This is a genomic window from Parafrankia irregularis (assembly GCF_001536285.1).
Classification (GTDB): Bacteria; Actinomycetota; Actinomycetes; order Frankiales; family Frankiaceae; genus Parafrankia; species Parafrankia irregularis.
The window spans coordinates 121497-148164 of the sequence record NZ_FAOZ01000010.1 but is presented as its reverse complement, the minus strand read 5'-3'; the positions used below and the strand labels follow the sequence as shown (position 1 = coordinate 148164).

The following is a 26668-nucleotide window of genomic DNA, read 5'->3' as shown; positions in this document are numbered from 1 at the left end:
CACTCCAAGGATCGAGGATCAATGAAGATCGGGTTCATCGGCGCGGGTCGCATGGGCCGGCCGATGGTCGACCGGCTGATGGCCGCGGGCCACGAGGTGACCGTCCTGGTGCGCAGCCCGCAGGCCCGGGCGGCGGCGCAGGCCGACGGGCTGACCGTTGCCGACACGGTGTCGGCCACGGTCCGCGACGCCGACGCGGTGTTCGTCGTCGTCCTGACCGACGATCAGGTCCGCTCGGCGTGCCTCGGCCCGGACGGCGCCATCGCGGCCATGAGGCCGGGCGCGACGCTCGTCCAGCACACGACGTCCGATCCGCGGACCGCACACCTGCTCGCCGCGGCGGGCGCGGCGGGATCAGGCCGGGGGATCGGGGTACTCGACGCCGCGCTCTCGGGCGGCCCGCACGACATCGCCGCGGGCCGGCTGACGCTGTGGGTGGGTGGCGACGAGGCCCTGCTGGACCGGATGCGTCCGGTGCTCGGCACGTACGCGTCACCGGTCATGTCCGTCGGGCCGGTCGGTAACGGCCAGCGGGTGAAGCTGGTGAACAACGCGCTGTTCGTGGCGCAGGTGGGGCTCGCGATCGACGCGGTGCGTCTCGCGGGTTCCCTCGGGATCGAGGAGTCGGCGATTCTGGCTGCCCTCCAACACGGCAGTGGTGCCAGCCGTGGCCTTGGCGTCGTCGCCGGTGGCGGCTCGGTCGACGCCGTCGCGGGCCGCATCGGCGACCTCATGCTCAAGGACGTCACGGTGGTGCGCGAGGTCGCCCGCAACGCGGGCGCGGAGCTCGGGATCATCGGCACGGTCCTCGCGTCGGAGGTGGTCGCGGAGAAGGTGCTCGGGCGGGGGAGCGGACCTGAGGCCGGGGCCTGACAGCAGACCCTGAGAACCGTCTGGGACTGGGACCCGCCGGTCCGCGTTCCCACCCGCCGCGCGGCGGCCCACCGGGGATCCCGCGTCGCCGCGCAGCATCGGCAATTTCCGCTAATAGTACAAATGCGGCGTAGAGTCGCTTGCTAATCCGCAAGAGTTGAGGATTTCGGCTGTCGGAACGACCGAAATCCTCAATTCTTGCTCGGCAGCAGTCGAAGCCCGAAGCCCGGGATTCCGCGACGGGCTCACTGATCACTGATCACTGATCGCTGGCACTGGACGACTCGAATACCCCGGGAGACGAGCATGGATACCGCGATGACGAATGAGTACGGGCCGTGGGGGATCGTGGCCGGCGGATCTGACGGAGTCGGGGCGGCGTTCGCTCACGAGATGGCCGCCAGGGGCCTGAACGTCGTGCTGGTGGCGCGGCGGGTTCCCGTGCTGGAGGCGTTCGCCGAGGAGATCCGGGCGAAGCACGGCGTCGAGGTCCGCGCGGTCGCGCTTGATCTCAGTGCCCCGGGCGCGCTGGCGGAGCTCGCGAGCGCGACCGCCGAACTCGAGGTCGGGCTCTTCGTGTACAACGCCGGCGGCGACGACTTCAGCACCCCGTTCCTCGACAAGGATCTCGACACCCACCTGCAGCTGATCCACCGAAACTGCGACAGCGTGCTCGAGGCGGCCTACCGCTTCGGCGGGCCGATGGTGGCGCGCGGGCGGGGCGGCGTGGTTCTCGTGACGTCGGGAGCGGCCTGGGTGGGTGGCGCCACGCTCGCCGCCTACGGTGCCACCAAGGCGTTCGACCTCGTCCTGGCGGAGGCGCTGTGGGCCGAATGGCGTTCCAGTGGGGTCGCCGTGCTGGGCCTGGTGCTCGGCAAGACCGACACACCGTCGATGCGCCGGGTGTTCGACGCCAAGGGCGAGCCGTACGGGGACGCCGCCGACCCTTCCGACGTCGCCCGGGAGGCGCTCGACCACCTCGCCGACGGACCGACCTGGATCTTCGGGAGCGCGGACCCGACCGGCGGTTCGCCGTTCGGCGCGATGCCCCGCCGGGACGCGGTGCTCGCGATGAGCCGAGCCAGCGCCCCCGCCACCAGCCACGCCCCCGCCACCAGCCACGCGGCCGACGCGGCTGCCGCACCGGGAACCGATCCGTCAGAGTGACGGGAGTGAACGGTGCCGGTGCTGGTTCCGCGGTTTGGTGCCGCCGCGGTTCCGCGGAACCGCGGCGGCACCGGCGTCACGGGGCCGCGACGGAGATGGATTTGACGTCGAGGTAGCTCTCGATGCCCTCCCGGCCGAGCTCGCGGCCGTAGCCGCTGGCCTTCACGCCCCCGAACGGGGCCGCGGGGTCCATCGCATAACCCTGGTTCACGCCGAAGGTGCCGGTTCTGACCTGGGCCGCCACCGCGAGCCCCCGCTCGACATCGGCGGTGAAGACCGATCCGGCCAGCCCGTACTCGGAGTCGTTGGCGATTCGGACGGCCTCGTTCTCGTCGTGGTAGGGAATGACGACCACGACCGGGCCGAAGATCTCCTCCTGGGCGATCGTCATCGCGTTGTCGACATCGCTGAAGACGGTCGGGCGTACGTACCACCCGCGGTCGACACCGTCGGGCAGCGCGGTGCCACCGGTGACGAGCCGGGCGCCTTCCCGAATGCCGGTGTCGATGTACCCGCGCACCCGCTCCTGCTGGCGCCTGGCGACCAGCGGGCCCATCTGGGTCGCGGGATCGGCCGGGTCGCCGACCCTGATTGCGGACAGGGTCGCCGCGAGCGCGTCGGCGTGGTCGTCGATGCGGCTCGCGGGCACCACCACCCGGGTGAGGGAGTTGCAGATCTGCCCGGCCATGCCCATGCCCGAGAGTCGGACTGCCAGCGCCACGGCGGCCGGGTCGGCGTCCGCCAGCGCGATGGCCGCCGACTTGCCGCCGAGCTCCAGGCTGACCTTGGTGAGCTGGGCGGCGCACGCCGCGGCCACCTGCCGGCCGGCGCCCGAGGAGCCGGTGAACGAGACCTTGTCGATACCGGGATGGCCGACCAGGTAGGCGCTCACGTCGCGGTCCGCGGGAACGACGTTCAGGACGCCCGCGGGCAGGCCGATCTCCTCGACGAGATCGGCGAAGAAAAGCGCGTCCAGGGATGATTCGGGGGCTGGCTTCAGAATGACCGCGCAGCCCGCGAGCAGCGCCGGGATCACCTTTGTCACGGTCAGGAACTGGGGCATGTTCCAGGGGACCACCGCGGCCACGACACCGACCGGCTCCCGGCGCAGGATGACGTCCTGGCCGTACACGCCCGGTCGTTTCTCCTGCCACGGGTAGCCGGCCGCGATGTCGGCGAACGCGGTCATCATCATGCCCGGCAGGGCGACCTGCGCCCGCCTGGCAAACGAGATCGGTGCGCCCAGCTCGGCGCAGATGAGCGCGGCCAGTTCGTCACCGCGCTTTCCGTAGCGCGCGGCCAGCCGGCGGATCGCCTCGACCCGCTCGGCCGGATCCGTGCGCGGCCAGGGCCCCTCGTCGAAGGCCTGCCGGGCCGCGGCGACGGCGCGGTCGACGTCGGCGACGCTCGCCGCCGCCACCTGGCCGATCGGTTCCTCGGAGTGCGGAGAGATCATCTCGATCTGCCGGTCGGTGCTCGGCGCGACCCAGGCGCCCCCGATGAACAGGTGCTGCCGATCCCACATGCCTGCTCCCTCGTCCATGCCAACCGCGGGCTGCGCCGATGCCTACCGCGGGCTCCGCCGATGCCGACCGGAGGCGCCACCGGGACCTGCCACGGCCTCCGCCGATGCCGGCCGCGAGCCGAGCCGGGACCTTGCGGCCCGGCGGGTCCTCATGTTAGTCACTTGTAGAACAGAAAGTTAGTCGAGTGTTGAACATGCCGATCTGGTGATCTCCACGGATGCGAACGGAGGGCTAGCCATGGCGCATGCCGGCAAGCCGGCGGAGGCCAGCTGGACCGGGCGCTACCCGGACCTGGGCACCGGGCTCGTGTCGTACGAGGACTCGATCTCCCCGGAGTTCTACGAGCTCGAACGCGAGGCGATCTTCAAGCGAGCCTGGCTGAACGTCGGCCGAGTCGAGCAGCTGCCCCGCAAAGGAAGCTTCTTCACCAAGAACCTGGACGTCGCGAAGACGGCCGTGATCATCGCGCGCGACCTGGACGGCCGGGTTCGGGCCTTCCACAACGTCTGCCGGCACCGGGGTAACAAACTGGTGTGGGAGAACACCCCGAAGCACGAGACGAGCGGTGTGTGTCGCCAGTTCATGTGCCGATACCACGGCTGGCGTTACGGGCTTGACGGGCAGCTGAAGTTCGTTCTCCAGGAGGAGGAGTTCTTCGACTTCGACAAGGCGGACTTCCCGCTGGTGTCCGTCCACTGCGAGGTCTGGGAAGGATTCATCTTCATCAACCTGGCGGACGAGCCCAGCCAGACGCTGCCCGAGTTTCTCGGGCCGATGGTGCGCGGGCTCGAAGGCTATCCGTTCCACCTCGTCACCGAGCGGTACGCGTACAAGGCCGATCTCCTCAGCAACTGGAAGATCTACCTGGACGCGTTCCAGGAGTACTACCACGCCTCCGTCCTGCACTCGCAGCAGCAGGTCCCGAGCCTGCGAAGCTTCGAGTCCGGTTTCAAGGCCCCGTACTACCAGACCGACGGGCCGCACCGGCTGGTGAGCACCGGTGGCTGGAAGGGCGTGCCACGCCATCTGCTGCCGCGCGACCAGATGTACCCGATCGAGCCCAACATCGAGGCCGGGCTCATGGGGCCCTGGCAGCGCCCGGACATTCCCGAGCTCGACCCGGCGAACCTGCCGGCGGGTCTCAATCCGGGCGGTCTCGACCCCTGGTCGATCTCGAACTTCCAGATCTTCCCGAACTTCGTGATTCTGGTCTACGAGCGGGGCTGGTACCTCACGTACCAGTACTGGCCGACCTCCCACAACACCCATTCATGGGAGATGTCGTACTACTTCCCGCAGTCGCGGAACGCCAGCGAACGGATCCGGCACGAGCTCACCGCCGTCATCTCGAAGGAAGCCGGTCTGCAGGACGCCGGCACCCTCGACGGCACCCAGATGGGCCTGGAATCCCGGGTCATCGACCGGTACCCGCTCTCCGACCAGGAGATCACTGTTCGTCATCTCCACAAGGTCGCCGAGAACTGGGTGCAGTCCTACCTTCGTGACGAAAAGGCGGTCCGGGCGTGAGTGACATGTCGGCCGGGCCGTTACTCCCGGCGGAGTTCTCCGACCTCGAGCCCTTCGCGCGGCGCTGGTGCCTCGCGACCGAGCCGGCCCGATACGCCGAGCGGCTCAACAGCACGATGGCCGACATGGAGGCCTTCTACGACGCCGCGTTCGGGCGGGTACGGGACGCCATGGCCTATCTCGACAAGTTCCCCCTGCAGGAGCTTTCCGCGACGCAGGAGAATCTTCTCCACCTGGTCTATTCGCTCATCATGGTGTCGCTGCCCGTCGAGGTCTGGCACCAGCCGCGGGTCATCGATTCCGGGACCGCCTACTTCGACCGTTACCTGGAGCCCGCACCGTGACGCCGACCATCATCTGTGAGCCGCTGGCCGCGACGGTCGGCGCCGAGGTCAGCGGGGTCGACGCGGAACAGCTCGGCCGGGACGACAAGGTCGCCGGAGCCGTCCTGGCGGCACTCGAGCAGTACGGAGTGCTCGTCTTCCGCGGTCTGGACCTCGACCCGGAATCCCAGGTCGCCTTCTCCCGGCGCCTCGGCGAGATCGACTACGAGCCCGGGCACCACCCCGTCCCCGGGATCTACCGGGTCACCCTCGACGCGTCGAAGAACTCCTCGGCGGACTACCTGAAAGCCACGTTCGAGTGGCATATGGACGGCTGCACCCCGCTGCACGGAGAGCCACCGCAGAAGGCCACGGTGCTCAGCGCCAAGGCGGTGGCGGCGACCGGCGGGGAGACCGAGTTCGCCAGCACCTACGCCGCCCACGACGCGCTCGGTGGCGAGGAGAAGGAGGCGTTCGCCGCCCTGCGGGTCGTCCACGCCATGGAGGCCTCCCAACGCCGGGTCACCCCCGATCCGACCCCTGAGCAGCTCGCGCGGTGGCGGGCCCGCCCGACGTCCGTCCACCCGCTGGTGTGGCGGCGCCGCACCGGCCGGCGGTCGCTCGTCATCGGCGTCCAGGCCGGCCACGTCGTCGACATGGATCTCGCCGAGGGCCGGCGGCTGCTGCAGGACCTGCTCGACCGGGCGACGGCGCCCGAACGGGTCTACCGCCACCGGTGGTCCGTCGGTGACACCGTCATCTGGGACAACACCGGGGTGGTGCACCGGGCGGCGCCCTACGACCCGGGCTCGCCGCGGGAGATGCTGCGGACGACGGTCTTCGGTGACGAGCCGATCCGTTGACGGCGCTCTCCCTCCAGGGCGCGGATCTCACGTTCGATCACGGCGACCATCTCGGCGTGGCCGACGGTGACGTCGAAGTCCTCCTCGATCTGCAGGAATCGGGAGATCGCGGTCATGGCGAGGATCAGCGACACCGGCGGCCATCGCTCGCGGTCCACTCCGTAGTCCTTGAGCACCTCGGTGAGGGCGTCGAGCTCCAGCTTGCGGAAGGTACGCGAGTAGGCCGCTATCTCGGCCCGGATCGCCTTGCGGTGATTGGCCAGCGCGGTGAACTCCATGGTGAGCGCGTTGCTGGAGAAGTCGTGGGTCAGGTCCCAGAGCGCCCACAGTGGTTGCGGGGACTGCAGGATGAGCCGCAGGCGCGCCAGGCTCCGCTCGGCGCCACGCCGGAACAGCTCGATGTACAGGCCGTCCATCGTCCCGAAGTAGTAGTAGACGAGCCCGTTGTTGACACCGGCCTTGCTGGCCAGCCGGCGGGTGGTGACGGCGGCGTAGCCCTCTTCCAGCATCAGGCTCTCGGTGGCGTCGAGAAGCGCCGTGCGGGTGATCGAGTCCTCGACGGTGCTCCGCCGTGCCGGCGCCATGAACGTCCTCCTGCTGGTCGGCGGTGCCGCAGCCGCACTCAGCTGCCCTCAACTGCGCTTCGCTGCCCTCAACTGCGCTTCCAGTGTTACGCCGCCGGCACCGGTGGGCTGCTCGCACACCCGGCCATCGTGATGTTAGTCATATGGAGAACACGTGTCAGAGGACGTCGAGGTGACCATCAGGCTCGGCGGCAGGACGATCACGACCGCCTACCGCCGGGGCGCCACGCTGCTGCAGACCGCGCGGTCCGCGGGCCTGCGGCCCCCCTCGTCGTGCGAGACGGGAAGCTGCGCCACCTGCATGGCGCAGATCGTGCGGGGGCGGGCCGAGATGCGTAACAACGACGCGCTGACCCTCGACGAGGTCGCCGAGGGCTGGGTGCTCACCTGCCAGGCCGAGCCCGCCACCCCGACCGTCGAAGTGGTCTACGAGTGAGGAGGCAGACGGGTATGTCAGGTACCAGGCCAGGGCCAGGCGCCAGGCCGCCCAGGTCCCGGGTGGCGGTGGTCACCGGCGGGGCGTCGGGCATCGGCGAGGCCACCTGCCACCAGCTGGCCGAACGAGGCCACCGCGTCGCCGTGCTCGACCTCGACCGCGAGACGGCGGACCGGGTGGCCAAGCAGGTGCGGGCCGCCGGCGGGCAGGCCATCGGCCTCGCCGCGGATGTCACCGACCGGCCAGCCCTCGACGCGGCCTTCGCCGAGATCCGTTCGACGCTGGGGCCGACGGAGATCCTGGTGACCAGCGCGGGCCTCGTCGCGTTCGACCCGTTCGAGCAGATCACGCTCGACCAGTGGAACCGCGTCCTCGACGTGAACCTCACCGGCACGTTCCACAGCTGCCAGGCGGCGATCCCCGACATGGTCACGGCGCGCTGGGGCCGCATCGTCACGATCGCGTCGTCGAGCGCCCAGCGCGGGTCGCCGAACATGGCGCACTACGCCGCGGCCAAGGGCGGTGTGATCGTCCTGACCAAGTCGCTGGCCCGTGCGTACGCCTCGCACGGAATCACCGTCAACAGCATCCCGCCGTCGGGCATCGAGACGCCGATGCAGCACCAGTCGCAGGCCGAGGGGAACCTCCCCAGCAACGAGGTGATGGCCGGGACCATCCCGCTCGGCCATCTCGGGACTCCCGACGACATCGCCGCGGCGGCCGTGTTCCTCGCCTCCGAAGAGGCCGGTTTCATCACCGGGCAGGTCCTCGGGGTCAACGGCGGGTCCGTGCTTTGACGTCATCGACCCGCTCCGCCGCGCCCCGGCTGGGCCCGCTGCCGGTCGCGCAATGGTCCGAACAGGACCGCGAGACGCTGCGCGGCAGTTTCGCCCGCGCCGATCGCTACCTCTCCGGTGACGCCGACGCGCCACCGATGCCACCCATCCTCGGCCTTCTCGCCCGGCACTCGCGGGTGGGTGGGCCCTGGCTCGCCTTCAACGGCCGCCTGCTCGACGCCGGGACGCTCGACCCGCGCGACCGGGAACTGCTGATTCTGCGGGTCGCTTCCCGGACGGGCTGCCGCTACCTGTGGGCGGAACACGTCGGTCTCGCCCGCTCGGCAGGGCTGACGCGGGAGCGAACCGCCGCCGTCACCGAGGGCCCCGAGGCCGCCGGGTGGGCCGAGCGGGACCGCGACCTGCTGCGCGCCACCGATCAGCTCGTTGCCGACCACGCCCTCGACGACGCTCTCTGGGCGCGACTGGCCTCCTTTCTCGACGAACGACAGCTCCTTGAGGCGATCTTCGTGGTCGGAAGCTACACGTGTCTCGCCATGGTGCTGAACAGCGTTGGGCTGGAACCGGCGACCAAGCCCGTTCCCTGACACCGATCCTGCGAAGGAGGCGGCCCGTGCCGCGTTTCCCGAAACCACCGGAAGGCAGCTGGACCCAGCATTACCCGGAGCTTGGAACGGCCCCGGTGTCCTACGAGGACTCGACCTCACCCGAGTACTACCAGCGGGAGAAGAAGGCGGTCTTCAAGCGTGCGTGGCTGCATGTCGGCCGGGTGGAACAGCTGCCCCGTGTCGGCAGCTACTTCACCAAGGACATCCGTGCCGCCAACGCGTCGATCGTCGTCGTCCGAGACCGGGCGGGGCAGGTCCGCGCGTTCCACAACGTCTGCCGCCACCGTGGTAACAAGCTCGTCTGGACGGAGGACCCGAAGCTCGACAGCCAGGGCATCTGCCGGCAGTTCACCTGCAAGTACCACGGCTGGCGTTACGACCTCGACGGCGCGCTGAAGTTCATCCAGCAGGAGGGGGAGTTCTTCGACGTCGACAGGAGCCGGTACGGCCTGGCGCCGGTGCACTGCGACGTCTGGGCCGGATTCGTCTTCGTGAACTTCGCCCCGGAGCCGGAGCAGTCGCTGCGCGAGTTCCTCGGCCCGATGGTGACGGCGCTCGAAGGCTATCCCTTCGAGAAGCTCACGGCCCGCTTCGGATACAGCACGACGATCCAGTCGAACTGGAAGCTGTACATGGACGCGTTCGCCGAGTTCTACCACGCGCCGATCCTGCACGCGAAGCAGTCGCCGGAGAAGTACTCGGCGGCCGCCGCGCAGGCCGGCTTCGAGGCACCGCACTACCAGCTCGACGGGCCGCACCGGCTGGTGAGCACCTCCGGCGTCCGTTTCTGGGAGATGGACGCGGACCTGCTCAAGCCGATGGAGATCATCACTCGCAGCGGGCTGTTCGGTCCGTGGGAGAAGGCCGAGCTGGGGGAGATGCCACCCGGGCTCAACCCGGCCGGGTGCGACCCGTGGGGGCTGGACTCGTTCCAGCTGTTCCCGAACTTCGTGATCCTGATCTGGAGCCAGGGCTGGTACATCACCTACCAGTACTGGCCGACGGCGTACAACACCCACGTCTTCGAGGGCAGCGCGTATTTCCCGCCGGCCACGAACATCAGGGAACGGGTCGCGCAGGAGATGGCGGCGGTGACGTTCAAGGAGTTCGCGCTGCAGGACTCCAACACGCTCGAGGCCACCCAGATGATGCTCGAGAACGACTACGTCAGCGAGTTCCTGCTCAACGACCAGGAAATCCTCTGCCGACACCTGCACAAGGTCGTCCGTGACTGGGTCGCGGACTTCGAGGGGGCCCGCCGATGACCACGCCGCCGATGACCGCGCTGCTGCCGGCGGAGTTCGCCGACCTCGAACCCTTCGCCGCGAAATGGTGCCTGCCGACCGAACACGAGCGGTACCACACCCGGCTGGCCTCCACCATGGACGAGATGCAGGCGCTGTACGACGCCGCGAAACCTCGGGTCGAAGGCGCCATGGTGTACCTGGAGAAGCTCCCGTTCGACGCGTTACCCGAGGACGCGGTGAACCTCCTGCACCTGCTGTACTCCACGATCGAGGTGTCGTTCCCGGTCGAGGTGTGGCGCCAGCCCCGGGTCCCCGACACCGGATCGGCGTCCTTCGACTGCTTCGTCGAGCCAGTGCCCTGATGGCGACGGCGACGGCCCCGACCATCATCCTGCGCGCGCGGCGCTGGCTGGACGTCGACGCCGGGGAGGTCCGGTCGCCGGCGGTGATCGTCGTCGTGGGTGACCGGATCAGCGCGGTCAACCCGACCGATCTCCCCGTGGGCATGGACGTGGATGCGCACGCGGGCGCTGACGCGGTCGAGATCGACCTGGGCGATGTCACCCTGCTGCCCGGGCTGATGGACATGGAGCTCAACCTGCTCATCGGCGGGCCGGAGACCCCGACGGGCCTGCCGCTGCCGATGCACGGCGTCCAGGACGACCCCGCGTACCGCACGCTGCGGGCGACCGTGAACGCCCGCACGACGCTGCACGCCGGCTTCACCACGGTCCGCAACCTCGGGCTGATGGTCAAGACCGGGGGCTACCTGCTCGACGTCGCGTTGGCGCGCTCGATCGAGCAGGGCTGGGTGGAAGGGCCACGGATCATTCCGGCCGGTCACGCGGTCACGCCGTACGGCGGGCATCTCGACCCGACCGTCTTCCAGCGCCTGGCGCCCGGGATCATGCCGTTGAGCGTCGCGGAGGGGATCGCGAACGGGGTGGCCGACGTGCGGGCCTGCGTCCGCTACCAGATCCGCCACGGCGCCAAGGTGATCAAGGTGTCGGCGTCCGGCGGCGTGATGTCGCACAGCACCGGCCCGGGAGCCCAGCAGTACTCCGACGAGGAGCTGGCGGCGATCGCCGACGAGGCGCACCGGGCCGACATCCGCGTCGCCGCGCACGCCGTCGGCGACCGGGCGGTTCAGGCCTGCGTCCGGGCCGGCATCGACTGCATCGAGCACGGCTTCCTCGCCAGCGACGAGACGCTGCGGATGATGGTCGATCACGGCACCTTCCTGGTGTCGACGACGTACCTGACCGACGGCATGGATATCGCGCGGGCAGCACCCGAGCTGCGGAAGAAGGCGGCCGAGGTGTTCCCCCGCGCCAAGGCGATGCTGCCCAGAGCCGTCGCCGCCGGCGTCAGGATCGCCTGCGGCACCGACGCCCCGGCGGTTCCGCACGGCGACAACGCCAAGGAGCTGGTCGCGCTGGTGTCGCGGGGTATGACCCCGGTACAGGCGCTGCGGGCCGCCACCGTGACCAGTGCGGAGCTGATCGGGCTGGACCACGAGCTCGGCCGGCTGCGGGAGGGCTACCTCGCCGACATCATCGCCGTCCCCGGCGACCCCGCCCAGGACATCACCCGCACCCAGGACGTCCGGTTCGTCATGAAGGACGGGCACGTCCACAAACAGGTCTGATCATCGTCATCGATCCGAACGGAGCAGGAATGGCAAGCGGTGTTCTGATCGTCGAATCGCGTCCCGCCTCGCCGCAGGAGGCCGCGGCCTACCACGACTGGTACGACAACACGCACCTGCCCGAGATGCTCAAGGTGGACGGCTTCGTCGCCGCCCGGCGGCTCGCGGCCCTCGGCGGTGACACCTTCATCGCGATCTACGAGATCGACGGTGATGTCGAGGCGGCCAAGGCCGCGCTGGGCCAGGCGCTGGGCTCCGGGGCGATGTCACGTCCGGTCGGAGTGGAACTGACCCCGCCTCCGACCGTTCGCTTCTTCAGCCAGCTCGGCGCCATCGGGCAGGACGCCTAGCGGGTCGCCCGGGAGGGCTGGCGAAACCCGCTGAGCCCTCCCCGGTGGCGACACCTTCCGGGCGCTCGGCCTCCCTGTCGGCCCAAACCGCGAGGAGACCCTCGCGTACCAGCGGATGATGACCTACATCCAGACGCTCCACGACGCTGAGGACTTCACCTACAGCAAGGGCCTGCTCAACGCGCTGCACTGGATGCTGCAGGGGCACCGCCACGCGGTGCGCAGGCCGGCGGGGCAGTGGCGCCGGGCCCCCGTCTACGTCACCGACGCCCGCGATCCCAGCATCGCGGCCTACACCGCCCCGGGCGCCGACGCCGTCCCCACCCTGATGCGGGAACTCGTCGACTGGCTCAACGCCGACGACGGCACCCACCCGCTGGTGCGGGCGGCCATGGCCCACCTGCACCTGGTATCCATCCACCCGTGGGCCGACGGGAACGGCCGGATGTCCCGCTCGCTGCAGACGCTCATGATCGCCCGTGAAGGTGTCCTCGCCCCGGAGTTCTCCTCCATCGAGGCGTGGCTCGGCCGCCCCGGCAACACCTGGGAGTACTACCGCGAGCTCGCCGACCGGGGCCCGACCTACCTTCCCGACCAGGATGTCTCCAGCTGGATCCGGTTCAGCCTGACCGCTTACCACCAGCAGGCCCAGACCGTTGCGGGGCGACTCGACCGCTCCGGGCGGGTGGGGGAGGCACTCGCCGCGTTCGCCGTGAGCACCGGGCTGGGCGAGAGGGTCGTGACCGCCCTGCACGACGTGGCCATGACCGGACGGGTCCGCCGCGCGCGCTACGAGCACGCCGAAGGCCTGAGCCTGCAGCAGGCGCAACGCGACCTGCGTGACCTCACCACCGCCCAGGTCCTGCAGCCGGTCGGCCGCACCCGGGCCCGCTACTACACGGCTGGCGCCCGCTTCCCGCAGCCGGCGCTGGACGTCGCCCACACGCCGATGACCCTGCGCAATCCGTACGCTTCCGCCGGCTGACCGGCGAGCCCCGACCGAACGATCAGACGGTCTTCCAGGGGCGCCCGGCCGTGCTGTCGCCGTCGGCCGCTTCGGCCTCGGCGGTTTCGCCGTCCACTGCCTCGGCCTCCGTGGTGGCGGCCCAGCTGGCGAGGAGCCGCAGGCCGTCGGCGGCGGGGGTGCCGGTCGGTGCGGTGTAGACGACCAGCGTGAGGCCTGGGTGGGACGGGAACTCCATGGCCTCGAACGTGAGGTCGAGGGCGCCGATCACGGGGTGGTGGAGCCGTTTGCGGCCGGTGCGGTGGAAGCGGACGTTGTGCGCGGCCCAGCGGGTGCGGAACTGCGCGCTGCGCGTGGACAGCTCGCCGATCAGTTCGATCAGCTGCCGGTCGTGGGGGTTGCGGCCGGCTTCGGAGCGCAGCATGCCCGCGGTGTCGTCGGCGGCGCGTTCCCAGTCGGCGAAGAACGCACGCGACGCGGGGTCGAGGTAGATGAAGCGGGCGGTGTTGGCCGGCCGCCGCGGGTCGGCGAGCACCGGGGCGTACAGCGCGCGGGCCAGCCGGTTGGTGGCCAGCAGGTCGTGGCGGGCGTTGCGGACCCAGGCCGGGGCTTCGGTGATGGCGTCGAGGACCCGCTGGATCCCGTCGGTGACATCCGGTGTCACCGCTCGGCGTTGCCGGGTGGGAGCGGGCTGCGCGGCGCGGGCGAGGTCGAACAGGTGCTCGCGCTCGGCGTCGTCGAGCTGCAGCGCGGTGGCGAGGCAGCCGAGGACGGCGTCCGACGTACCGGTGAGGTTCCCGCGTTCCATCCGGACGTAGTAGTCGACGCTCACCCCGGCGAGCAGGGCGACCTCTTCGCGGCGCAGTCCCTTGACGCGGCGGTTGGCGCCCCCGTAGGCGGGCAGCCCGGCCTGCTCGGGGGTGATCCGCTCCCGCCGCGAGATGAGGAACTCGCGGACCTGGGCTCGGTTGTCCGCCCGGTTGCCCGCGCGGTCGTCTGCCCGGTCACCCGCCTGGTTGTCCATGCGTCCACGGTAGGCACGGCCGCCGCCGGGGAACGGCGAGCAGGGAGGTACTGCCGTTACCTGGAAGGCCAGGCACTCCCCGGACGTCCCGGCCGGCTCCAGAGTGGGGACTGCCCGACCGGGCCCCTGCCGCCCGCGAGTCACAACGCGGACAGGGCACAACGCAGGCAGGGCGCGAAGCAGGAAGGGCACGACGCAGGCAGGGCACGACGCAGGCAAGGGAGAGACGACCATGCGGCACGTCAGACTGGGAGATCTCGACGTCTCCCGGATCGGTCTGGGCGCGATGGGCATGTCGTTCGGGTACACCGGCGCGGGCAGCGACGACGACGAGTCGATCCGGACCATCCACCGGGCGCTCGACCTGGGCGTGACCTTCCTCGACACGGCCGAGGTCTATGGCCCGTTCACGAACGAGGAACTGGTCGGGCGGGCGCTGAAGGGCCGTCGCGACAGTGTCGTGCTGGCCACGAAGTTCGGCTTCGTCTCGCACACCGGCCGCGCCGGCCTGGACAGCAGCCCGGCGAGCATCCGCACCGCGGTCGAAGGGTCGCTGCGACGGCTGGAAACCGACTACATCGACCTGTACTACCAGCACCGGGTCGACCCGCAGACGCCGATCGAGGACGTCGTCGGAGCCCTGGCTCGACGGCCTCACCGTACCCGCCGGTGATCATCACAACGAGGAGCAGATGCGGATGATCGAGCGCTGACCACGTGCTGGTCCAGCTGCCGTCCCGCGCTGTCTCGGTACACGGAAGGTGACCGTTCCATGCGAGCAACATTCATGTACGGCCCCGGTGACGTCCGCGTCGAGGACGTCCCGGACGCGAAGCTGCACGAGCCGACGGACGCCGTCGTGCGGGTGGTGCTGGCGTGCGTGTGCGGGTCGGACCTGCATCCGTACCGCTCCATGCTCGCCACCGGCGACGGTGTTCCGATGGGGCACGAGTTCATCGGCGTGGTGGAGGAGGTCGGCGCGGCGGTGACGGGCCTGGCGCCCGGTGACTTCGTCGTGTCCCCGTTCGCGTTCTCCGACAACACCTGTGAGTTCTGCCGCGAGGGCTTCCACACCTCCTGCGTGCACGGCGGCTGGTACGGCGTCGGCGGGGTCGGCGGCGCGCAGGCCGAGGCGGTGCGGGTCCCGCAGGCCGCCGGCACCCTGGTGAAGCTCCCCGCCGACGTCGACGAGGCGTTGTGGCCCTCGCTGCTGACCCTTTCGGACGTCTACCTCACCGGCTGGCACGCCGCGCACATGGCCCGGGTCGCGCCCGGGCGGACCGTCACCGTGATCGGTGACGGCGCGGTGGGGCTGTCCGCGGTGCTGGCCTCGAAGCGGATGGGCGCCGAGCGGATCATCCTCATGGGTCGGCACACCGACCGCACCGACCTCGGGCGTGAGTTCGGTGCCACCGACGTCGTCGCCGCCCGCGGCGAGGAGGGCGTCGCCGCGGTCCTCGCGCTCACCGGCGGCGCGGGCAGCCACGTCGTGCTCGAAGCCGTCGGGCACCTGCCCGCCTACGAGCAGGCGTACGGCGTGCTGCGCCCCGGCGGCACCATCTCCCGGGTCGGGGTGCCGCAGTACGAGCAGGCACCGGTCGGGTTCGGCTCCCTGTTCCGCAAGAACGCCACCCTCAACGGCGGGCCGGCCCCCGTCCGCGCCTACATCGAGCGGGCTCTGCCCGACGTGCTCGAAGGCCGGATCGACCCCGGCCGGGTGTTCGACCGAACCGTTGACCTCGACCACGTCGCCGACGCCTACCAGGCCATGGACTCCCGCCACGCCCTGAAGGTCGTGGTCCGCCCGTGACATGACGTCAGGCTGAGTGGCAGCCGCGAACCGGCCATGGCCCGCAGGCTGCCACCCGAGTACGTCCTGAGCCTGGGTGCTCACCGCCTCGGCGGCGGGGAGGTGCTACCGCTCCGGAGGTGCTACCGCTTGTTGAGCAGGCCCGCGTCGACGGGGACGACCGTGCCGGTGATGTACCGCGCGTCCTCCGACACCAGCCAGGCGACGGCGTTGGAGACGTCGATCGGCTCGACCAGGTCGACCGGCATCGCGTTGGTGAGCGCGTTGGCCAGCTGCGGGGCGTGCTCGAGGATCTTCTGCAGGTTCCCGTCACCGGCCATCGGCGTGCGCACAGCGGTCGGGGCGACGCTGTTCACCCGGATGTTGAACGGCGCGAGGAAGTTCGCCCACGACCGCATCAGGCCGATGACGCCGTGCTTGGCGGCGGTGTAGCCGAGGAACCCGGCGGTGGGGATGCCGACGCCGACCAGGCCGCCGGTGGAGCTGGTCAGGACGATCGACCCGCCCTGGTTCAGCTCCAGCATCTGCGGGATCGCGACCCGGCCGGTGTTCCACACCCCGGTCAGGTTGACCGCGACGACGTCCTCCCACTGCTCATCGTCGGTGGCGACACCGCCGGCGCCGATCCCGGCGTTGGCGACGACGAGCTGGACCGGGCCGAGCTCGGCCACGCCCTCCTTGAACGCCGCCTCCAGCCCGGCGAAGTCCCGGACGTCGGCCTGGCGCGCGACGACCCGCCGGCCGAGGGCCTCGACGTCCTTCGCGGTCTGCTGCAGGTCGTCCAGCGTGGGCATCGGGTAGGCGACCGAGCGCACCGGGCCGCAGAGGTCCACGGCGATGATGTCGGCGCCCTCCTGCGCCAACCGCAGCGCGTGGCTACGGCCCTGGCCGCGGGCTGCACCGGTGATGAAGGCGACCTTGCCGTCAAGCTTTCCCATCACTTCTCCCTGAGTCCCGCCGTGTCGTGCTGTGTCTGGATTTTTAACAGTCGTTCTAACTTTGCCGGTGGCCCATGTCAACCAAATCGCCGGGCCGCGAAGGTCGCGTGCACGGGTTCGACGGACCCGCTCGGCCCGACGGGCCGGTCCGATTCGCGAGCCGGTCGCCGGCCATAGCCGCTGTCGCCCAGGTCACGCCGCGGCCACGGAACCGGCTCCCGAACGGGCGGATCCGTCATGATGGGACGTCCGCCGGCGCCCGGAGCCGGACGACCTGTCCTGGAGGTGGGGTGCATGGCCGAGCCCCGCCGACGCCGGGCGGCGACCGCGGAGAAGGTCACCCGGCTCCTCGACGTGACCGAGGAGATCATGCTGGCGGAGGGTTACGCGGCGGTCAGCTCCCGCAGCGTCGCCGCCCGCGCCGAGATCACCGCGCCGCTCCTGCACTACTACTTCGCGACGATCGACGATCTGTTCGTCGCGGTCCTGCGGCGGCGCGCGGAGGAGACCCTGGCGCGGACGGAAGCGGCACTGACCTCCCCACAGCCGCTGGGTGCCTGGTGGGAGCTGGTCTCCGACCCACGCGGAACCGGGCTGACCGTGGAGTTCGTCGCGGCCGCGAACCATCGGCCGGCGCTGCGGACGGAGGTCGGCCGGGTGGCGCGCGAACTGCGGCGGATGCAGATGGAGGCCATGACGTCGATCCTCGGCGAGTACGGACTCGACCTGGACGACTTCCCGCCCGCGCTGGTCACCGCCGCCGTCCAGGGCCTCGCGTTCGCGGTCGTCGCCGACCGGGCGGCCGGCCACGACACCGCCCACGAGGAGGCCACCGCCGCGATGACCCGCCTGGTGGCCCGCCTGGAGGCCCGCCGGGCGGGCCCGCCCGAGGAGTGAACGGCCGCGACGCCCACCGGGTATGCCTTGCGTCGTGGTCGTGCTGGAAGTCGCCGAGGAGCTGCGTCCGCTGCTGTACGCGTCCGGGCGCCGGGCCTGCGTGCACGGCGTGATCCGCGGCCTGCCCGCCGATCCGCATGCGTCGCTCGGGCACGTCGTACAGTCCGTCGGCGTGCCGCTGACCGAGGTCGGCGCCTTGCGGCGGTGCGACGGGACGGCTCTCGTCCCGTCCTACCGTCCTGCTCCCGACGAGGTCGTGCGGGTCATGCCGCTGTCACGTCCGCAGCTTCTGGTCGACCCGCGGTTCCTCCTCGACGTCCACCTCGGTGCGCTGGCGCGCCGGCTGCGCCTGCTCGGACTGGACGTGGCCTACCGCAACGACGCGGCGGATGACGACCTGGTCGCGTGGGCCCGGCGCGAGCACCGGGTACTGCTGACACGCGACCGTGGCCTCCTGCTGCGGCGGGCTCTCCCACGGGGCGCCTACGTGCGCGGCCAGCTGCCCGACGAGCAGGTGCGTGACGTCCTGACACGGTTCGCGCCGCCGTTGGCACCCTTCACCCGCTGCCTGTCCTGCGGCGCGTGGCTGCGGCCGGCGACCAGGGAGCAGGTGCTGGACGAGCTGGCGCCGGGCACCCGGCGGACCGCGACGCGGTTCACGCGCTGCGCCGGGTGCGGGCGCGTGTTCTGGCGGGGGGCCCATGCGAGACGGCTTGACGCCCTGGTCGCCGCGGCCACGGCCCGGATCAGCGCCGGAGCAGGGAACGTTGCGGCCTCGGAGGTTCGACGGCGCGAGCACAGTCGAGCAGGTCGGTGAGGGCGCCGTGGACGTCCTCTGTGGCGGCGCGGACGCGCGCTGCGGTCGGCCGACGTGACCTGCTGGAGCGAAGCCGAACGCCTGTTGCGGTCATGGCGCACGCCACTGCGGCTGCTTCTGACCCTTGCCAGGCCGAGTTCTCGGTCGCTGCTGCCGAGCAAGAGCCGAGGATTGCGGTTGTCGGAACGACCAATCCTCAACTCTCGAACCGCCGCCTCGAACCGCCGGGTTCAGCCGGCGGCCGGTGACTGCTGGGCGCCGGAATCATCGGGAACGCACAGTGGCAGGCCGAAGCTCGCGCAGATCGTGATCGGGTTCGTGTATTCCTCCACCTGGGTGATCAGGCCGTTTCGCCAGTCGAGGCGGAAGACATACGTGTTCCGGTACGGTTTTCCGGCGGCCGTGACGAAGTCGCCGTTGGCCTGCATGAACGATGTCGCCCCGTCGCCGGTGACGCTCACCCGGGTGTCGACGAATCGGACCGTGCTCACCATGGTGGAGATCTGCCGGAGGTTGGCCAGGGCCGCCGCCCGGTCGCCGAAGTACGACTGGTCCGCCCGATCACCCGAGAAGCTCATCGCGACCCGCCAGGTGGCGTCGGGCGCCAGCATCGCCTCCATGGTCGCCGTCTCGCGCCGTTCCATCGCGCGAAAGAAATCCAGCGTCCGCTGCGGAACGACGCCGGGCTGACCTTCCGGGGCCCCGGTCGCCCGAGCTGACGTCGTGTGTGGGCTGGATTCCTCCTCGGCTGGGCCGGAAGTGCCGGCGCAGCCGGACAGAGTGGCAATGACAAGGGTTCCCAGCAGGGTGGCGAGAAGCGTTGGTGATCGGAACATCCATTTCGCCGGCACGGCAGGCAGCGCCTTTCGGGGAAGTAGTGGGAAGAACCTCGGGTGCGGTAGTTCCGGCATCTAAGGTTGACGCTGTCAACCTTAGATGATTGTGGTTGACGGCGTCAACCTGGATGCGTCCTATGCTTGCGGTATGGCTGCGGGTGAGCATGGCTGCGGGTGAAACGGGGGAGGCGCTGGTCGCCGCCGCTGTCGCGCTCCTCGACGAGGGCGGCCCAGGCGCGGTGACCCTGCGCGAGGTCGGGCGCCGGGCCGGGGTCTCGCACAACGCGCCCTACAAGCACTTCGCCGACAAGGAGGCGCTGCTGGCCGCCGTGGCGGCCCGGGAGCTCGCCGGCCAGGGCCGGGCCGTCCACGATCGGCTGGCCGGGCCGCAGCCGCCGGGCGGCGTGGTCCGATCGATCATGCATGCCTACGTCGCCTGGGCGCTGGCGCATCCGGCCCGGTTCAAGCTCGTCTACGGGGCGTGGACCAGAGGCTCCGCGGAGCTGGGCGAGGCGGCGGCCGCGACCCGATCGGCGTTCGTGTCGGCGGTCGCCCAGGCCCAACAGGCCGGTCAGCTGCCGGCAGGGGATCCCGAACGGCTGACCGCGCTACTGCTCGCGCTCGCCCACGGTGCTGTCGACCTCGCGCTCGCCGGTCACCTCGCCGCTGCCGGCAAGGGCCGCGCGGATCCGTCCGACCTGGTGGACGATCTGCTTGCCTACCTCGGGCCGCCCGCCTCGGCCTGACAGCCCAGGCCACCCGGCCGGCAGGAAGGGAGATTCAGTGCGGCATCTGGAGTTTCTGGATCATCCGGGCCCCATCCCGTTCGCGCACCGCGGGGGCAGGGGGAGCTGGCCGGAGAACTCCTGGCCCGCCTTCGAGAACGCGGTCGGGCTCGGCTACCGGTACCTCGAGACCGACGTCCGGGCAACGAGCGACGGGGTGGTGCTGCTCCTGCACGACGAGACCCTCGACAGGGTGACGGACTCGACCGGGCCGATCAGTTCGCTGACCTGCCGGGAGGCGGCCGGGATCAGGCTCCGCTCGCCCGGGAACGCCCACGAGCCGGGCACGGAGGCGGACCAGGAGATCCCGCGGCTGGACCAGCTGCTCGACCGGTGGCCCGACATCCGCCTGAACATCGACATCAAGGAGCCGGGCGCCGTGGCTCCCACCGTTGACGTCATCCGGCGGGCGAACGCCGTGAGCAGGGTGTGTGTCACCTCCTTCCGGGACGCCACGATCCGCCAGGTGCGCAGTCTGCTCGGCGAGAACCTCTGCGTCGGCGGTGGGACCAGGACTGTCGGGTCCCTGCGCCTGCAGAGCCTGTTGCCTGCGGCCGCCCAACGTGGGCGGCTGCGCGGGAGGGCCGATGTCGTGCAGGTCCCGACGGCCTTCCGTGGTGTGCCCGTATGCGACGCGCGCTTCGTGCGCTGCGCGACACGGCTCGGCGTACCGGTGCATGCCTGGACGATCAACGACACCGACGAGATGGAAAGGCTGCTGGATCTGGGCGTCCAGGGGCTGATCACCGACTACCCGGAGATACTGAAAGCCCATCTGGTCAGCCGCGGCCAGTGGTGGGGGTCCAACTAGGCGGCGGGTGGTTCTACGGCTGTGGCGGTCGCGGTCGCCGGTCCTGTTGGCCGCGGGCCCAGGCGGATTCCGCGAACTGCCGCATCTGGGCGAGTCGCTCCCGGTCCTCCGGGGCGGTTCCGAGGAAGCCCCCGTGCCCCGCGGCCTCGAAGACATGCAGCTCGGCCTCGAGGCCGGCCCGCAGCAGCGCCCGATGGAAGCGCACCGTGTCCGACAGCAGGAGATCGCGGGTCCCGCTGAGCAGGATGGTCGGTGGGAAGCCCTTGGCCAGATCGCCGTGAAGCGGCGAGAGGTAGGGATCGCGCAGGTCGTGGCCGCCGGCGTAGAGCAGGAGGGCCTGCACGAGGTCCCGGTCCAGGATGGAGTCGATCCCGTGGTTGGTGTGGAAGGTGTCGCCCCAGGTGCCGAGGTCGACGACCGGCGTGTTCATCACCGCTGCGGCCGGTAGCGGCAGGCCCTCGTCGCGGGCGCGCAGAATCGTGCTCGCGACGAGTGAGGCACCGGCGGAGGATCCGCCGAGGACCACGTCCTGCGGCCGGTACTGATCAAGCAGCGCCCGGTAGGCGGTGACGCAGTCGGTGACCGCGGCTGGGTATGGGTGATCGGGCGGCATGCGGTAGTCGACGGACCACACCCGGGCACCGATCCACTGCGATGTGTTGTACGTCCGTGCCCGGCAGACCGCGCCACCGCCCTGCACGAAGCCACCACCGTGGAAGTCGAGATAGACCCGCCGGTCGTCGCCCGCCGCCCCGACCGGGGCGATCTCGTAGACGGGGAAGTCGCCGAGGTCGATGTCGCGGACCTCGGTACCTGCCGGGAGCGGGGAGGCCCCGGCCGCGGCGAGCGCGGCCTGGTCGCGTTCGGTGATCACCCGGCGCCAGCCGTCGACGTCGTCGAGCGCGGGCCACCGCGTCGCGGGGGTAAGTACCCCCAGCCCCAGCATCGCCTGCGCCTCGGGGCTCACGCTCGCCGGCACCGGCACGACTCGCTCGGGGACGTGCAACGCTGGCGGCAGCTCGTCAGGTCCGACCGCCCGAGTGCTCATGGCGCCACACTGCCAGCAATTCGGCGCCCGTGCGTCCTCCAGGGCTCCGGCGGTCACGGCCACCCGCGACGCGGCACCGCGGAACCGCCGCGATGTAACCCCGGCACCGCGGAACCGCCGCGACGCGGAACCCCGGCGCCGCGGAACCGCCGCGACGCGGTGCCGCGGTACCGGCAGTGCGACCTCTCGCTGACTCCCGGTGTCGCATTTCTGTTCCCGGGCCGGAATCCGTGCTCGAATTAGACCATGAGATGTTGCATGAATCGCGCGATGCTGCGTCCTGGACGAGGCTCGGGCACGGCGACGGCCGGTCGGCGGCGGGCCCTGGGGTGGCATCCTGGCGCGGTGGGCCCGCGATCGTGCGCAGCCGCCGGGAACGCAGCGGCTGGGAACGCAGCCGCCACGGATGAGAAGGGCCAGGCCATGTCACAACCGTTGACAGTTCCCGCCGACTGGGACGAGGTGACCCCGCAGTGGATGACGGCCGCGCTCGCGCGTCATCACCCCGGCGCGCGGGTCGGCGACGTCCACCTCGTTCTGCGTGACGACGGCACCAACCGGCGGGCGCGGTTCGAGCTGGACTTCGCCGCCGGGTCGGGCCCTCGCCGGGTGTTCCTGAAGGCCGAGGGCGAGCACCGGCTGGTGCACAGCCGTAACGGGAATCTCTTCAACGAGGTGGACCTGTTCGCCTCCGAGGTTCCCTTACCCGTCGACCACCCGCTCGTCTACCGGGCGTTGGTCGACCGCCCCGGCCTCGACTGGCTCCTCGTGATGGAGGACGTCACGCTGCGGGGCGCCGACCCGCGGGACGCGACCCGTCCCCTGACGGTCGACCAGGCCGCGGCCGGGCTGCGCGGGCTGGCCCGGCTGCACAGCCACTACTGGGACTTCGACGCGGCGACCCAGCCCGCTCTCGCCTGGGTGCGGACCTGGGAGCCGACGGACGGTTTCGCCGGCGGCCTGCGATCACGCATCCCGACCGGCCTCGACCGGGCCGACGGCCAGCTCCCCGCCGAGGTTGCGCGGTACGGCGCCGACGGCATCGTCGACCTGTGGGCGCGCTACGTGGCCGCGGTCGGGCAGGAGACGCCGACCCTGCTGCACGCCGACGCCCACATCGGCAACACCTACGTCCTGCCCGGTGACGACGTGGGCTTCCTCGACTGGCAGGTCGTCCGGCGCGGTGGCTGGTCCCAGGACGTCGGCTACTTCCTGATGGGCGCGCTGACGACGCCGGACCGGCGGGACCACGAGACCGACCTGCTGCGGCATTACCTCGACGCGCTCGACCTGCCGGCGGACGCCCGTCCGTCCTGGGAGTCGGCCTGGCGCGGCTACCGGGCCAGCGCCGCCTACGGCCTCGCGATCTGGCTGTCGACGCTGGGCACCGACGGCTGGCAGCGCCACGACGTCTCCCTGGCACTGGTGGGGCGCTACGCGACGGCGTTCCGCGACCTCGACGCGGAGGCAGCCGGCCAGCCGTGATCTCACCTGCAGGGATGCGCGCGCACCGCGGCCGATCCGGCATCATCTCCTCCGATGGCAGGAAGCCGCGTACGGGTTCGACCGGCATCGGCCGGTGACGCGACGCCGCGGAAGGATCTGGTGGTCGTTGACCGTGGATGGGCCTGAGGCAGAACGGCCGTCGGAACAGCCGGCAGAGCAGCCGTCGGAGCAGTCGGCAGAGCAGCCGTCGGAGCAGCCGGCGGAGCAGTCGGCAGAGCAGCGGGCGGAGGGGGCCCGGGGCGCGGGCGGTCGCCGTCACTACGAGAGCCCGCTGCGCCGCCAGCAGGCCGCGGTGACGCGGGATCGCATCCTGGCCGCGGCGACCGAGATGGTCCACGGTTTTCCGACCTGGGACTGGGGAGCCCTCACCATCCGGGCGGTGGCGCGCCGCGCCCAGGTGAACGAGAGCACCGTGTACCGCTACTTCTCCAACGAACGGCGCCTGCGCGACGCGGTGATGCGTCGCCTGGAGCAGGAGGCCGGGGTCGACCTCGAAGGGCTCCGGCTGGAGGAGTTCGGCGACGTCGTCGGGCGGATGTTCGCCTACCTGTCCTCCTTCCCGGTGGCCCAGCCGCCGCCGGAGGATCCGACCTTCGCCGACATCGACGAACGCCGGCGCCGCGCGCTCATCGCCGCCGTCTCCGACGCCGCCGTGGACTGGCCGGACGAGGAGGCCGAGCTGGCCGCCGCGATGCTGGACGTCTTCTGGAACGTCCCGTCCTACGAGCGGCTGACGGTGACCTGGAAGCTGGATCCCGAACGTGCCACCCGCGCCGTGAACTGGGTGATCGCGACGCTGGGCGCGGCGGTCCGAGCCGGCGACGGTCCTGGCGGCGAGCCTGACGGCGGGCCGGGCGAGGCGAGTTCCGCGGGCAGCGGGTGAGGGCAGCCCGGCGCGCGGGTGGACGGCGGCCGAGGGCGGAGTGGTGACGACTCCGGCTGGCTGTGGTGGACGGGCCGTGGATGACGCAGGACGCGCCGGCCTGACCGCTTCCGATAGGAAGTCGTCATGGAACTTGCCGGAAAGACCGCCCTGATCACGGGCTCCACCGGAGGCATCGGGCGGGAGACAGCCAGGCTGATGGCCGCGGCCGGGGCTCGGGTCGTCGTCACTGGCCGTGACGCCGCCCGTGGAGCCGACCTCGTCGCGGAGATCGCGGCGGCGGGTGGGTCGGCCCGGTTCGTCGCGGCAGACCTGGCCGACCCGGCCGGGCCGCACCGCCTCGCGTCGCTCGCGGGCCCCGTCGAGATCCTGGTCAACAACGCGGCCGCGATTCCCGGCGCGCCGACGGTGTCGCAGGACGTCGAGTCGTTGGACGCGGCGCTCGCCATCAACGTCCGCGCGCCCTACCTTCTCACCGCCGCGCTGGTGCCCACGATGGTCGAGAATGGCACGGGCAGCATCGTCAACATCAGCACTCTGGCGGCGCGGGTCGGCATGCCCGGCTTCTCCGCCTACGGGGCGACCAAGGCCGCACTGGAGTCGCTGAGCCGTGCCTGGGCGACCGAGTTCGGCCCGGCGGGCGTCCGCGTGAACACCGTCGTGCCCGGACCGACCGGCACCGACGCACTGGTCGCGGCCACCAGCGCGGACGGCCTCGACCGGCTCGCGCGCAACACCCTGCTCGGCCGGCTCGCCACACCTCGCGAGATCGCCGAGACGGTCGTTTTCCTTGCCTCCGACCGTGCCCGGTTCATCACGGGCGCGACGATCGCGGCCGGAGCGGGCCGGCCCGCGATCTGAGTCCTTCGACCTGCCAGGCAAGTCCCCCCGGGCCGCTGTTCCTCTTCCCGCACCGCCGGGATCCGAATTGGTGCGAGACTTCATGCATCGATCTCGCTATGCTCGTTTCGTGGCGCGGCGATGCGGATCCGGCCCCGCCCGGCCGCCCAGCCGCGGTGAGAGGGCGAGACGGCGCACGCGGCAGATCCCGTCGCAGAGAGGACGAACCTTGAGCACCGACAGCGCGGTCCACTGGGATCCCTATGACCCGTCACTGGTCTCCGACCCGTACCCGGTCTACCGCCGGCTGCGGGAGGAGGCACCGCTCTACTACAACGCGGAATACGACTTCTACGCGGTCAGCCGGTACGTCGACTGCGAGCGCGGGCTGCCCGACTGGCAGACGTTCTCGTCGGCGCGCGGCGGCATCCTGGAACTGATCAAGTCGGGCATCGAGATCCCGCCTGGCACGCTCATCTTCGAGGACCCGCCCGCCCACGACATCCACCGCAAGCTGCTCGCCCGGGTCTTCACCCCGCGCCGGATCAGCGAGCTAGAGGCGAAGGTCCGGGCCTACTGCGAGCGCACGCTCGACCCGCTGGTCGGCGCCGGCAGCTTCGACCTGATGGCCGCGGTGGGCACCGAGCTGCCGATGCGCGTCATCGGCATGCTGCTCGGCATCCCCGAGACCGATCAGGAAGCGCTGCGCGACACCGCCGACGAGAGCCTGCGCACGGAGGCCGGCGGCCAGATGGACTTCAAGGGCGGCGCGATCCTCAGCAACGAGGCGTTCGCCGAGTACATCGACTGGCGGCGTGACAACCCGTCGACCGACCTGATGACCGACCTGCTGTACACCGAGTTCGAGGACGAGAACGGCACGGTGCGGACCCTCACCCGGGACGAGGTGATCACCTACACCACCGTCGTCGCCGGCGCGGGCAACGAGACGACCGGTCGCCTGGTCGGCTGGATCGGCGCCACGCTCGCCAGGAACCCCGAGCAGCGCGCGGAGATCGTCGCCGATCCGTCGCTGGTCCCGGCCGCGATCGAGGAGATCCTGCGCCTCGAGCCGCCGGGCCCCTTCATCGGCCGGTACGTCACGCGGGACGTCGAGTTCCACGGCCGGACGGTTCCCGCCGGCAGCGCCATCCTGTTCATCGTCGGCTCCGCGAACCGGGACGAGTCCCGGTACCCCGACGCGGACCGCCTCGACCTGCACCGCCGGATGGGTAACCAGCTCACCTTCGGGCTCGGCGCGCACTACTGCCTGGGCGCGGCGCTCGCCCGGCTCGAGGGCCGGGTGGCGATGGAGGAGATCCTGCGCCGCTTCCCGTCCTGGGACGTCGACTGGGAGACCGCGAAGCTCGCCCAGACCTCGACCGTCCGCGGCTGGGAGTCGCTCCCGATCACGATCGGCTAGCCTGCGGATGCCGCGCCCTGCCGCCGGGGTTCGCCGAGTTGACGGGGGCGCGGGTCTGGCGCGTGATGGAGGTCTGCCCGGTTGCCGTGCGGGCGGCGCGACGGAGGGCCGGCACGGCGGCGGGCGGTCGGTCGGGT

At 71.0% G+C, this 26668-nt stretch carries 28 protein-coding genes and 1 pseudogene; 23 read left to right on the top strand and 6 right to left on the bottom strand.

Annotation, left to right across the window (positions count from 1 at the left end; genetic code table 11):
* The first annotated feature begins 21 nt into the window (after positions 1-21).
* The gene (locus AWX74_RS18015; RefSeq protein ID WP_091278112.1) at positions 22-873 is read left to right on the top strand and encodes an NAD(P)-dependent oxidoreductase; all 852 of its coding nucleotides are present in this window, start codon (positions 22-24) and stop codon (positions 871-873) included.
* A gap of 318 nt (positions 874-1191) precedes the next feature.
* Positions 1192-2040: an SDR family NAD(P)-dependent oxidoreductase gene (locus AWX74_RS18010; RefSeq protein ID WP_091278110.1), complete on the top strand. Its 849-nt coding sequence runs from the start codon at positions 1192-1194 to the stop codon at positions 2038-2040.
* Positions 2041-2116: 76 nt separating this feature from the next.
* On the opposite strand, the gene AWX74_RS18005 is transcribed toward AWX74_RS18010, so the two are convergent.
* The gene (locus AWX74_RS18005; RefSeq protein WP_091278108.1) at positions 2117-3565 is read right to left on the bottom strand and encodes an aldehyde dehydrogenase; all 1449 of its coding nucleotides are present in this window, start codon (positions 3563-3565) and stop codon (positions 2117-2119) included.
* A gap of 238 nt (positions 3566-3803) precedes the next feature.
* On the opposite strand from AWX74_RS18005, the gene AWX74_RS18000 reads away from it, so the two are divergent.
* From AWX74_RS18000 to AWX74_RS17990, 3 genes are read left to right on the top strand one after another with little or no spacing between them, the layout of a single operon-like run.
* The gene (locus AWX74_RS18000) at positions 3804-5093 is read left to right on the top strand and encodes an aromatic ring-hydroxylating oxygenase subunit alpha (RefSeq protein ID WP_091278106.1); all 1290 of its coding nucleotides are present in this window, start codon (positions 3804-3806) and stop codon (positions 5091-5093) included.
* Positions 5094-5098: 5 nt separating this feature from the next.
* On the top strand, positions 5099-5437 hold the full coding sequence (locus tag AWX74_RS17995) for a hypothetical protein (RefSeq protein WP_091278231.1): 339 nt from the start codon (positions 5099-5101) through the stop codon (positions 5435-5437).
* Positions 5434-6279 carry a TauD/TfdA dioxygenase family protein gene (locus tag AWX74_RS17990; RefSeq protein ID WP_091278104.1) on the top strand — a complete coding sequence of 282 codons (846 nt, stop codon included), beginning with the start codon at positions 5434-5436 and terminating at the stop codon, positions 6277-6279. Before AWX74_RS17995 ends, AWX74_RS17990 begins: the two co-directional genes overlap by 4 nt.
* Here AWX74_RS17990 and AWX74_RS17985 read toward each other — a convergent pair.
* Complete coding sequence (locus tag AWX74_RS17985) at positions 6213-6863, bottom strand: TetR/AcrR family transcriptional regulator (RefSeq protein WP_226931320.1); 651 nt, start codon at positions 6861-6863, stop codon at positions 6213-6215. The two genes, AWX74_RS17990 and AWX74_RS17985, sit on opposite strands and share 67 nt — an antisense overlap.
* Positions 6864-7017: 154 nt before the next feature.
* On the opposite strand from AWX74_RS17985, the gene AWX74_RS17980 reads away from it, so the two are divergent.
* The 8 genes from AWX74_RS17980 to AWX74_RS17945 all read left to right on the top strand — a co-directional run bounded on the left by AWX74_RS17980 (position 7018) and on the right by AWX74_RS17945 (position 12934).
* On the top strand, positions 7018-7299 hold the full coding sequence (locus tag AWX74_RS17980; RefSeq protein ID WP_091278102.1) for a 2Fe-2S iron-sulfur cluster-binding protein: 282 nt from the start codon (positions 7018-7020) through the stop codon (positions 7297-7299).
* A 14-nt stretch (positions 7300-7313) separates the two neighbouring features.
* Complete coding sequence (locus AWX74_RS17975; RefSeq protein ID WP_091278100.1) at positions 7314-8096, top strand: SDR family NAD(P)-dependent oxidoreductase; 783 nt, start codon at positions 7314-7316, stop codon at positions 8094-8096.
* The gene (locus AWX74_RS17970) at positions 8093-8683 is read left to right on the top strand and encodes a carboxymuconolactone decarboxylase family protein (RefSeq protein ID WP_091278097.1); all 591 of its coding nucleotides are present in this window, start codon (positions 8093-8095) and stop codon (positions 8681-8683) included. Before AWX74_RS17975 ends, AWX74_RS17970 begins: the two co-directional genes overlap by 4 nt.
* Positions 8684-8709: 26 nt before the next feature.
* Positions 8710-9969 carry an aromatic ring-hydroxylating oxygenase subunit alpha gene (locus AWX74_RS17965; protein WP_091278095.1) on the top strand — a complete coding sequence of 420 codons (1260 nt, stop codon included), beginning with the start codon at positions 8710-8712 and terminating at the stop codon, positions 9967-9969.
* A gap of 11 nt (positions 9970-9980) precedes the next feature.
* The gene (locus tag AWX74_RS17960; protein ID WP_091278230.1) at positions 9981-10313 is read left to right on the top strand and encodes a hypothetical protein; all 333 of its coding nucleotides are present in this window, start codon (positions 9981-9983) and stop codon (positions 10311-10313) included.
* Complete coding sequence (locus tag AWX74_RS17955) at positions 10313-11599, top strand: metal-dependent hydrolase family protein (protein ID WP_091278093.1); 1287 nt, start codon at positions 10313-10315, stop codon at positions 11597-11599. Before AWX74_RS17960 ends, AWX74_RS17955 begins: the two co-directional genes overlap by 1 nt.
* A gap of 29 nt (positions 11600-11628) precedes the next feature.
* A complete protein-coding gene (locus AWX74_RS17950; protein ID WP_091278091.1) occupies positions 11629-11949 on the top strand; it encodes a DUF4286 family protein in 321 nt (106 codons plus the stop codon).
* A 118-nt stretch (positions 11950-12067) separates the two neighbouring features.
* Positions 12068-12934: a Fic family protein gene (locus AWX74_RS17945; RefSeq protein ID WP_226931321.1), complete on the top strand. Its 867-nt coding sequence runs from the start codon at positions 12068-12070 to the stop codon at positions 12932-12934.
* A gap of 22 nt (positions 12935-12956) precedes the next feature.
* On the opposite strand, the gene AWX74_RS17940 is transcribed toward AWX74_RS17945, so the two are convergent.
* A complete protein-coding gene (locus AWX74_RS17940) occupies positions 12957-13937 on the bottom strand; it encodes a helix-turn-helix domain-containing protein (protein WP_091278089.1) in 981 nt (326 codons plus the stop codon).
* A gap of 232 nt (positions 13938-14169) precedes the next feature.
* Here AWX74_RS17940 and AWX74_RS17935 point away from each other — a divergent pair.
* Together AWX74_RS17935 and AWX74_RS17930 are read left to right on the top strand one after the other, a co-directional pair.
* A pseudogene (locus tag AWX74_RS17935) lies at positions 14170-14583 on the top strand (aldo/keto reductase); the annotation flags it as partial.
* A gap of 126 nt (positions 14584-14709) precedes the next feature.
* Positions 14710-15747, top strand: coding sequence for a zinc-binding dehydrogenase (locus AWX74_RS17930; RefSeq protein ID WP_193209852.1), 1038 nt, complete (start codon positions 14710-14712; stop codon positions 15745-15747).
* 122 nt (positions 15748-15869) lie between these two features.
* Here the strand turns inward: AWX74_RS17930 and AWX74_RS17925 are convergent, their stop codons facing one another.
* Positions 15870-16685, bottom strand: coding sequence for a mycofactocin-coupled SDR family oxidoreductase (locus AWX74_RS17925; RefSeq protein WP_091278085.1), 816 nt, complete (start codon positions 16683-16685; stop codon positions 15870-15872).
* Positions 16686-16979: 294 nt separating this feature from the next.
* Here AWX74_RS17925 and AWX74_RS17920 point away from each other — a divergent pair, with 294 nt between their 5' ends.
* Entirely contained in the window at positions 16980-17582 is a 603-nt protein-coding gene (locus AWX74_RS17920) for a TetR/AcrR family transcriptional regulator (protein WP_091278083.1), read from the top strand.
* A 34-nt stretch (positions 17583-17616) separates the two neighbouring features.
* Complete coding sequence (locus tag AWX74_RS17915) at positions 17617-18399, top strand: Mut7-C RNAse domain-containing protein (protein ID WP_207550360.1); 783 nt, start codon at positions 17617-17619, stop codon at positions 18397-18399.
* 230 nt (positions 18400-18629) lie between these two features.
* Here the strand turns inward: AWX74_RS17915 and AWX74_RS17910 are convergent, their stop codons facing one another.
* Positions 18630-19235 (bottom strand): nuclear transport factor 2 family protein, encoded by a 606-nt coding sequence (locus AWX74_RS17910; protein ID WP_165615675.1) that lies wholly within the window; start codon positions 19233-19235, stop codon positions 18630-18632.
* A gap of 137 nt (positions 19236-19372) precedes the next feature.
* Here AWX74_RS17910 and AWX74_RS17905 point away from each other — a divergent pair, with 137 nt between their 5' ends.
* Complete coding sequence (locus tag AWX74_RS17905; RefSeq protein WP_226931322.1) at positions 19373-19981, top strand: TetR/AcrR family transcriptional regulator; 609 nt, start codon at positions 19373-19375, stop codon at positions 19979-19981.
* Positions 19982-20018: 37 nt separating this feature from the next.
* Positions 20019-20831 carry a glycerophosphodiester phosphodiesterase family protein gene (locus AWX74_RS17900; RefSeq protein ID WP_091278079.1) on the top strand — a complete coding sequence of 271 codons (813 nt, stop codon included), beginning with the start codon at positions 20019-20021 and terminating at the stop codon, positions 20829-20831.
* 13 nt (positions 20832-20844) lie between these two features.
* Here the strand turns inward: AWX74_RS17900 and AWX74_RS17895 are convergent, their stop codons facing one another.
* Positions 20845-21879, bottom strand: coding sequence for an alpha/beta hydrolase (locus AWX74_RS17895; protein ID WP_226931323.1), 1035 nt, complete (start codon positions 21877-21879; stop codon positions 20845-20847).
* Positions 21880-22302: 423 nt separating this feature from the next.
* On the opposite strand from AWX74_RS17895, the gene AWX74_RS17890 reads away from it, so the two are divergent.
* The 4 genes from AWX74_RS17890 (at position 22303) to AWX74_RS17870 (ending at position 26531) form a co-directional block, all read left to right on the top strand.
* Positions 22303-23364: a protein kinase family protein gene (locus tag AWX74_RS17890; RefSeq protein ID WP_226931324.1), complete on the top strand. Its 1062-nt coding sequence runs from the start codon at positions 22303-22305 to the stop codon at positions 23362-23364.
* A gap of 133 nt (positions 23365-23497) precedes the next feature.
* The gene (locus AWX74_RS17880) at positions 23498-24268 is read left to right on the top strand and encodes a TetR family transcriptional regulator (protein WP_311984678.1); all 771 of its coding nucleotides are present in this window, start codon (positions 23498-23500) and stop codon (positions 24266-24268) included.
* 126 nt (positions 24269-24394) lie between these two features.
* Positions 24395-25129, top strand: coding sequence for an SDR family NAD(P)-dependent oxidoreductase (locus AWX74_RS17875; RefSeq protein ID WP_091278077.1), 735 nt, complete (start codon positions 24395-24397; stop codon positions 25127-25129).
* 208 nt (positions 25130-25337) lie between these two features.
* Positions 25338-26531, top strand: coding sequence for a cytochrome P450 (locus AWX74_RS17870; RefSeq protein WP_091278074.1), 1194 nt, complete (start codon positions 25338-25340; stop codon positions 26529-26531).
* The last annotated feature ends 137 nt before the right edge of the window (positions 26532-26668 follow it).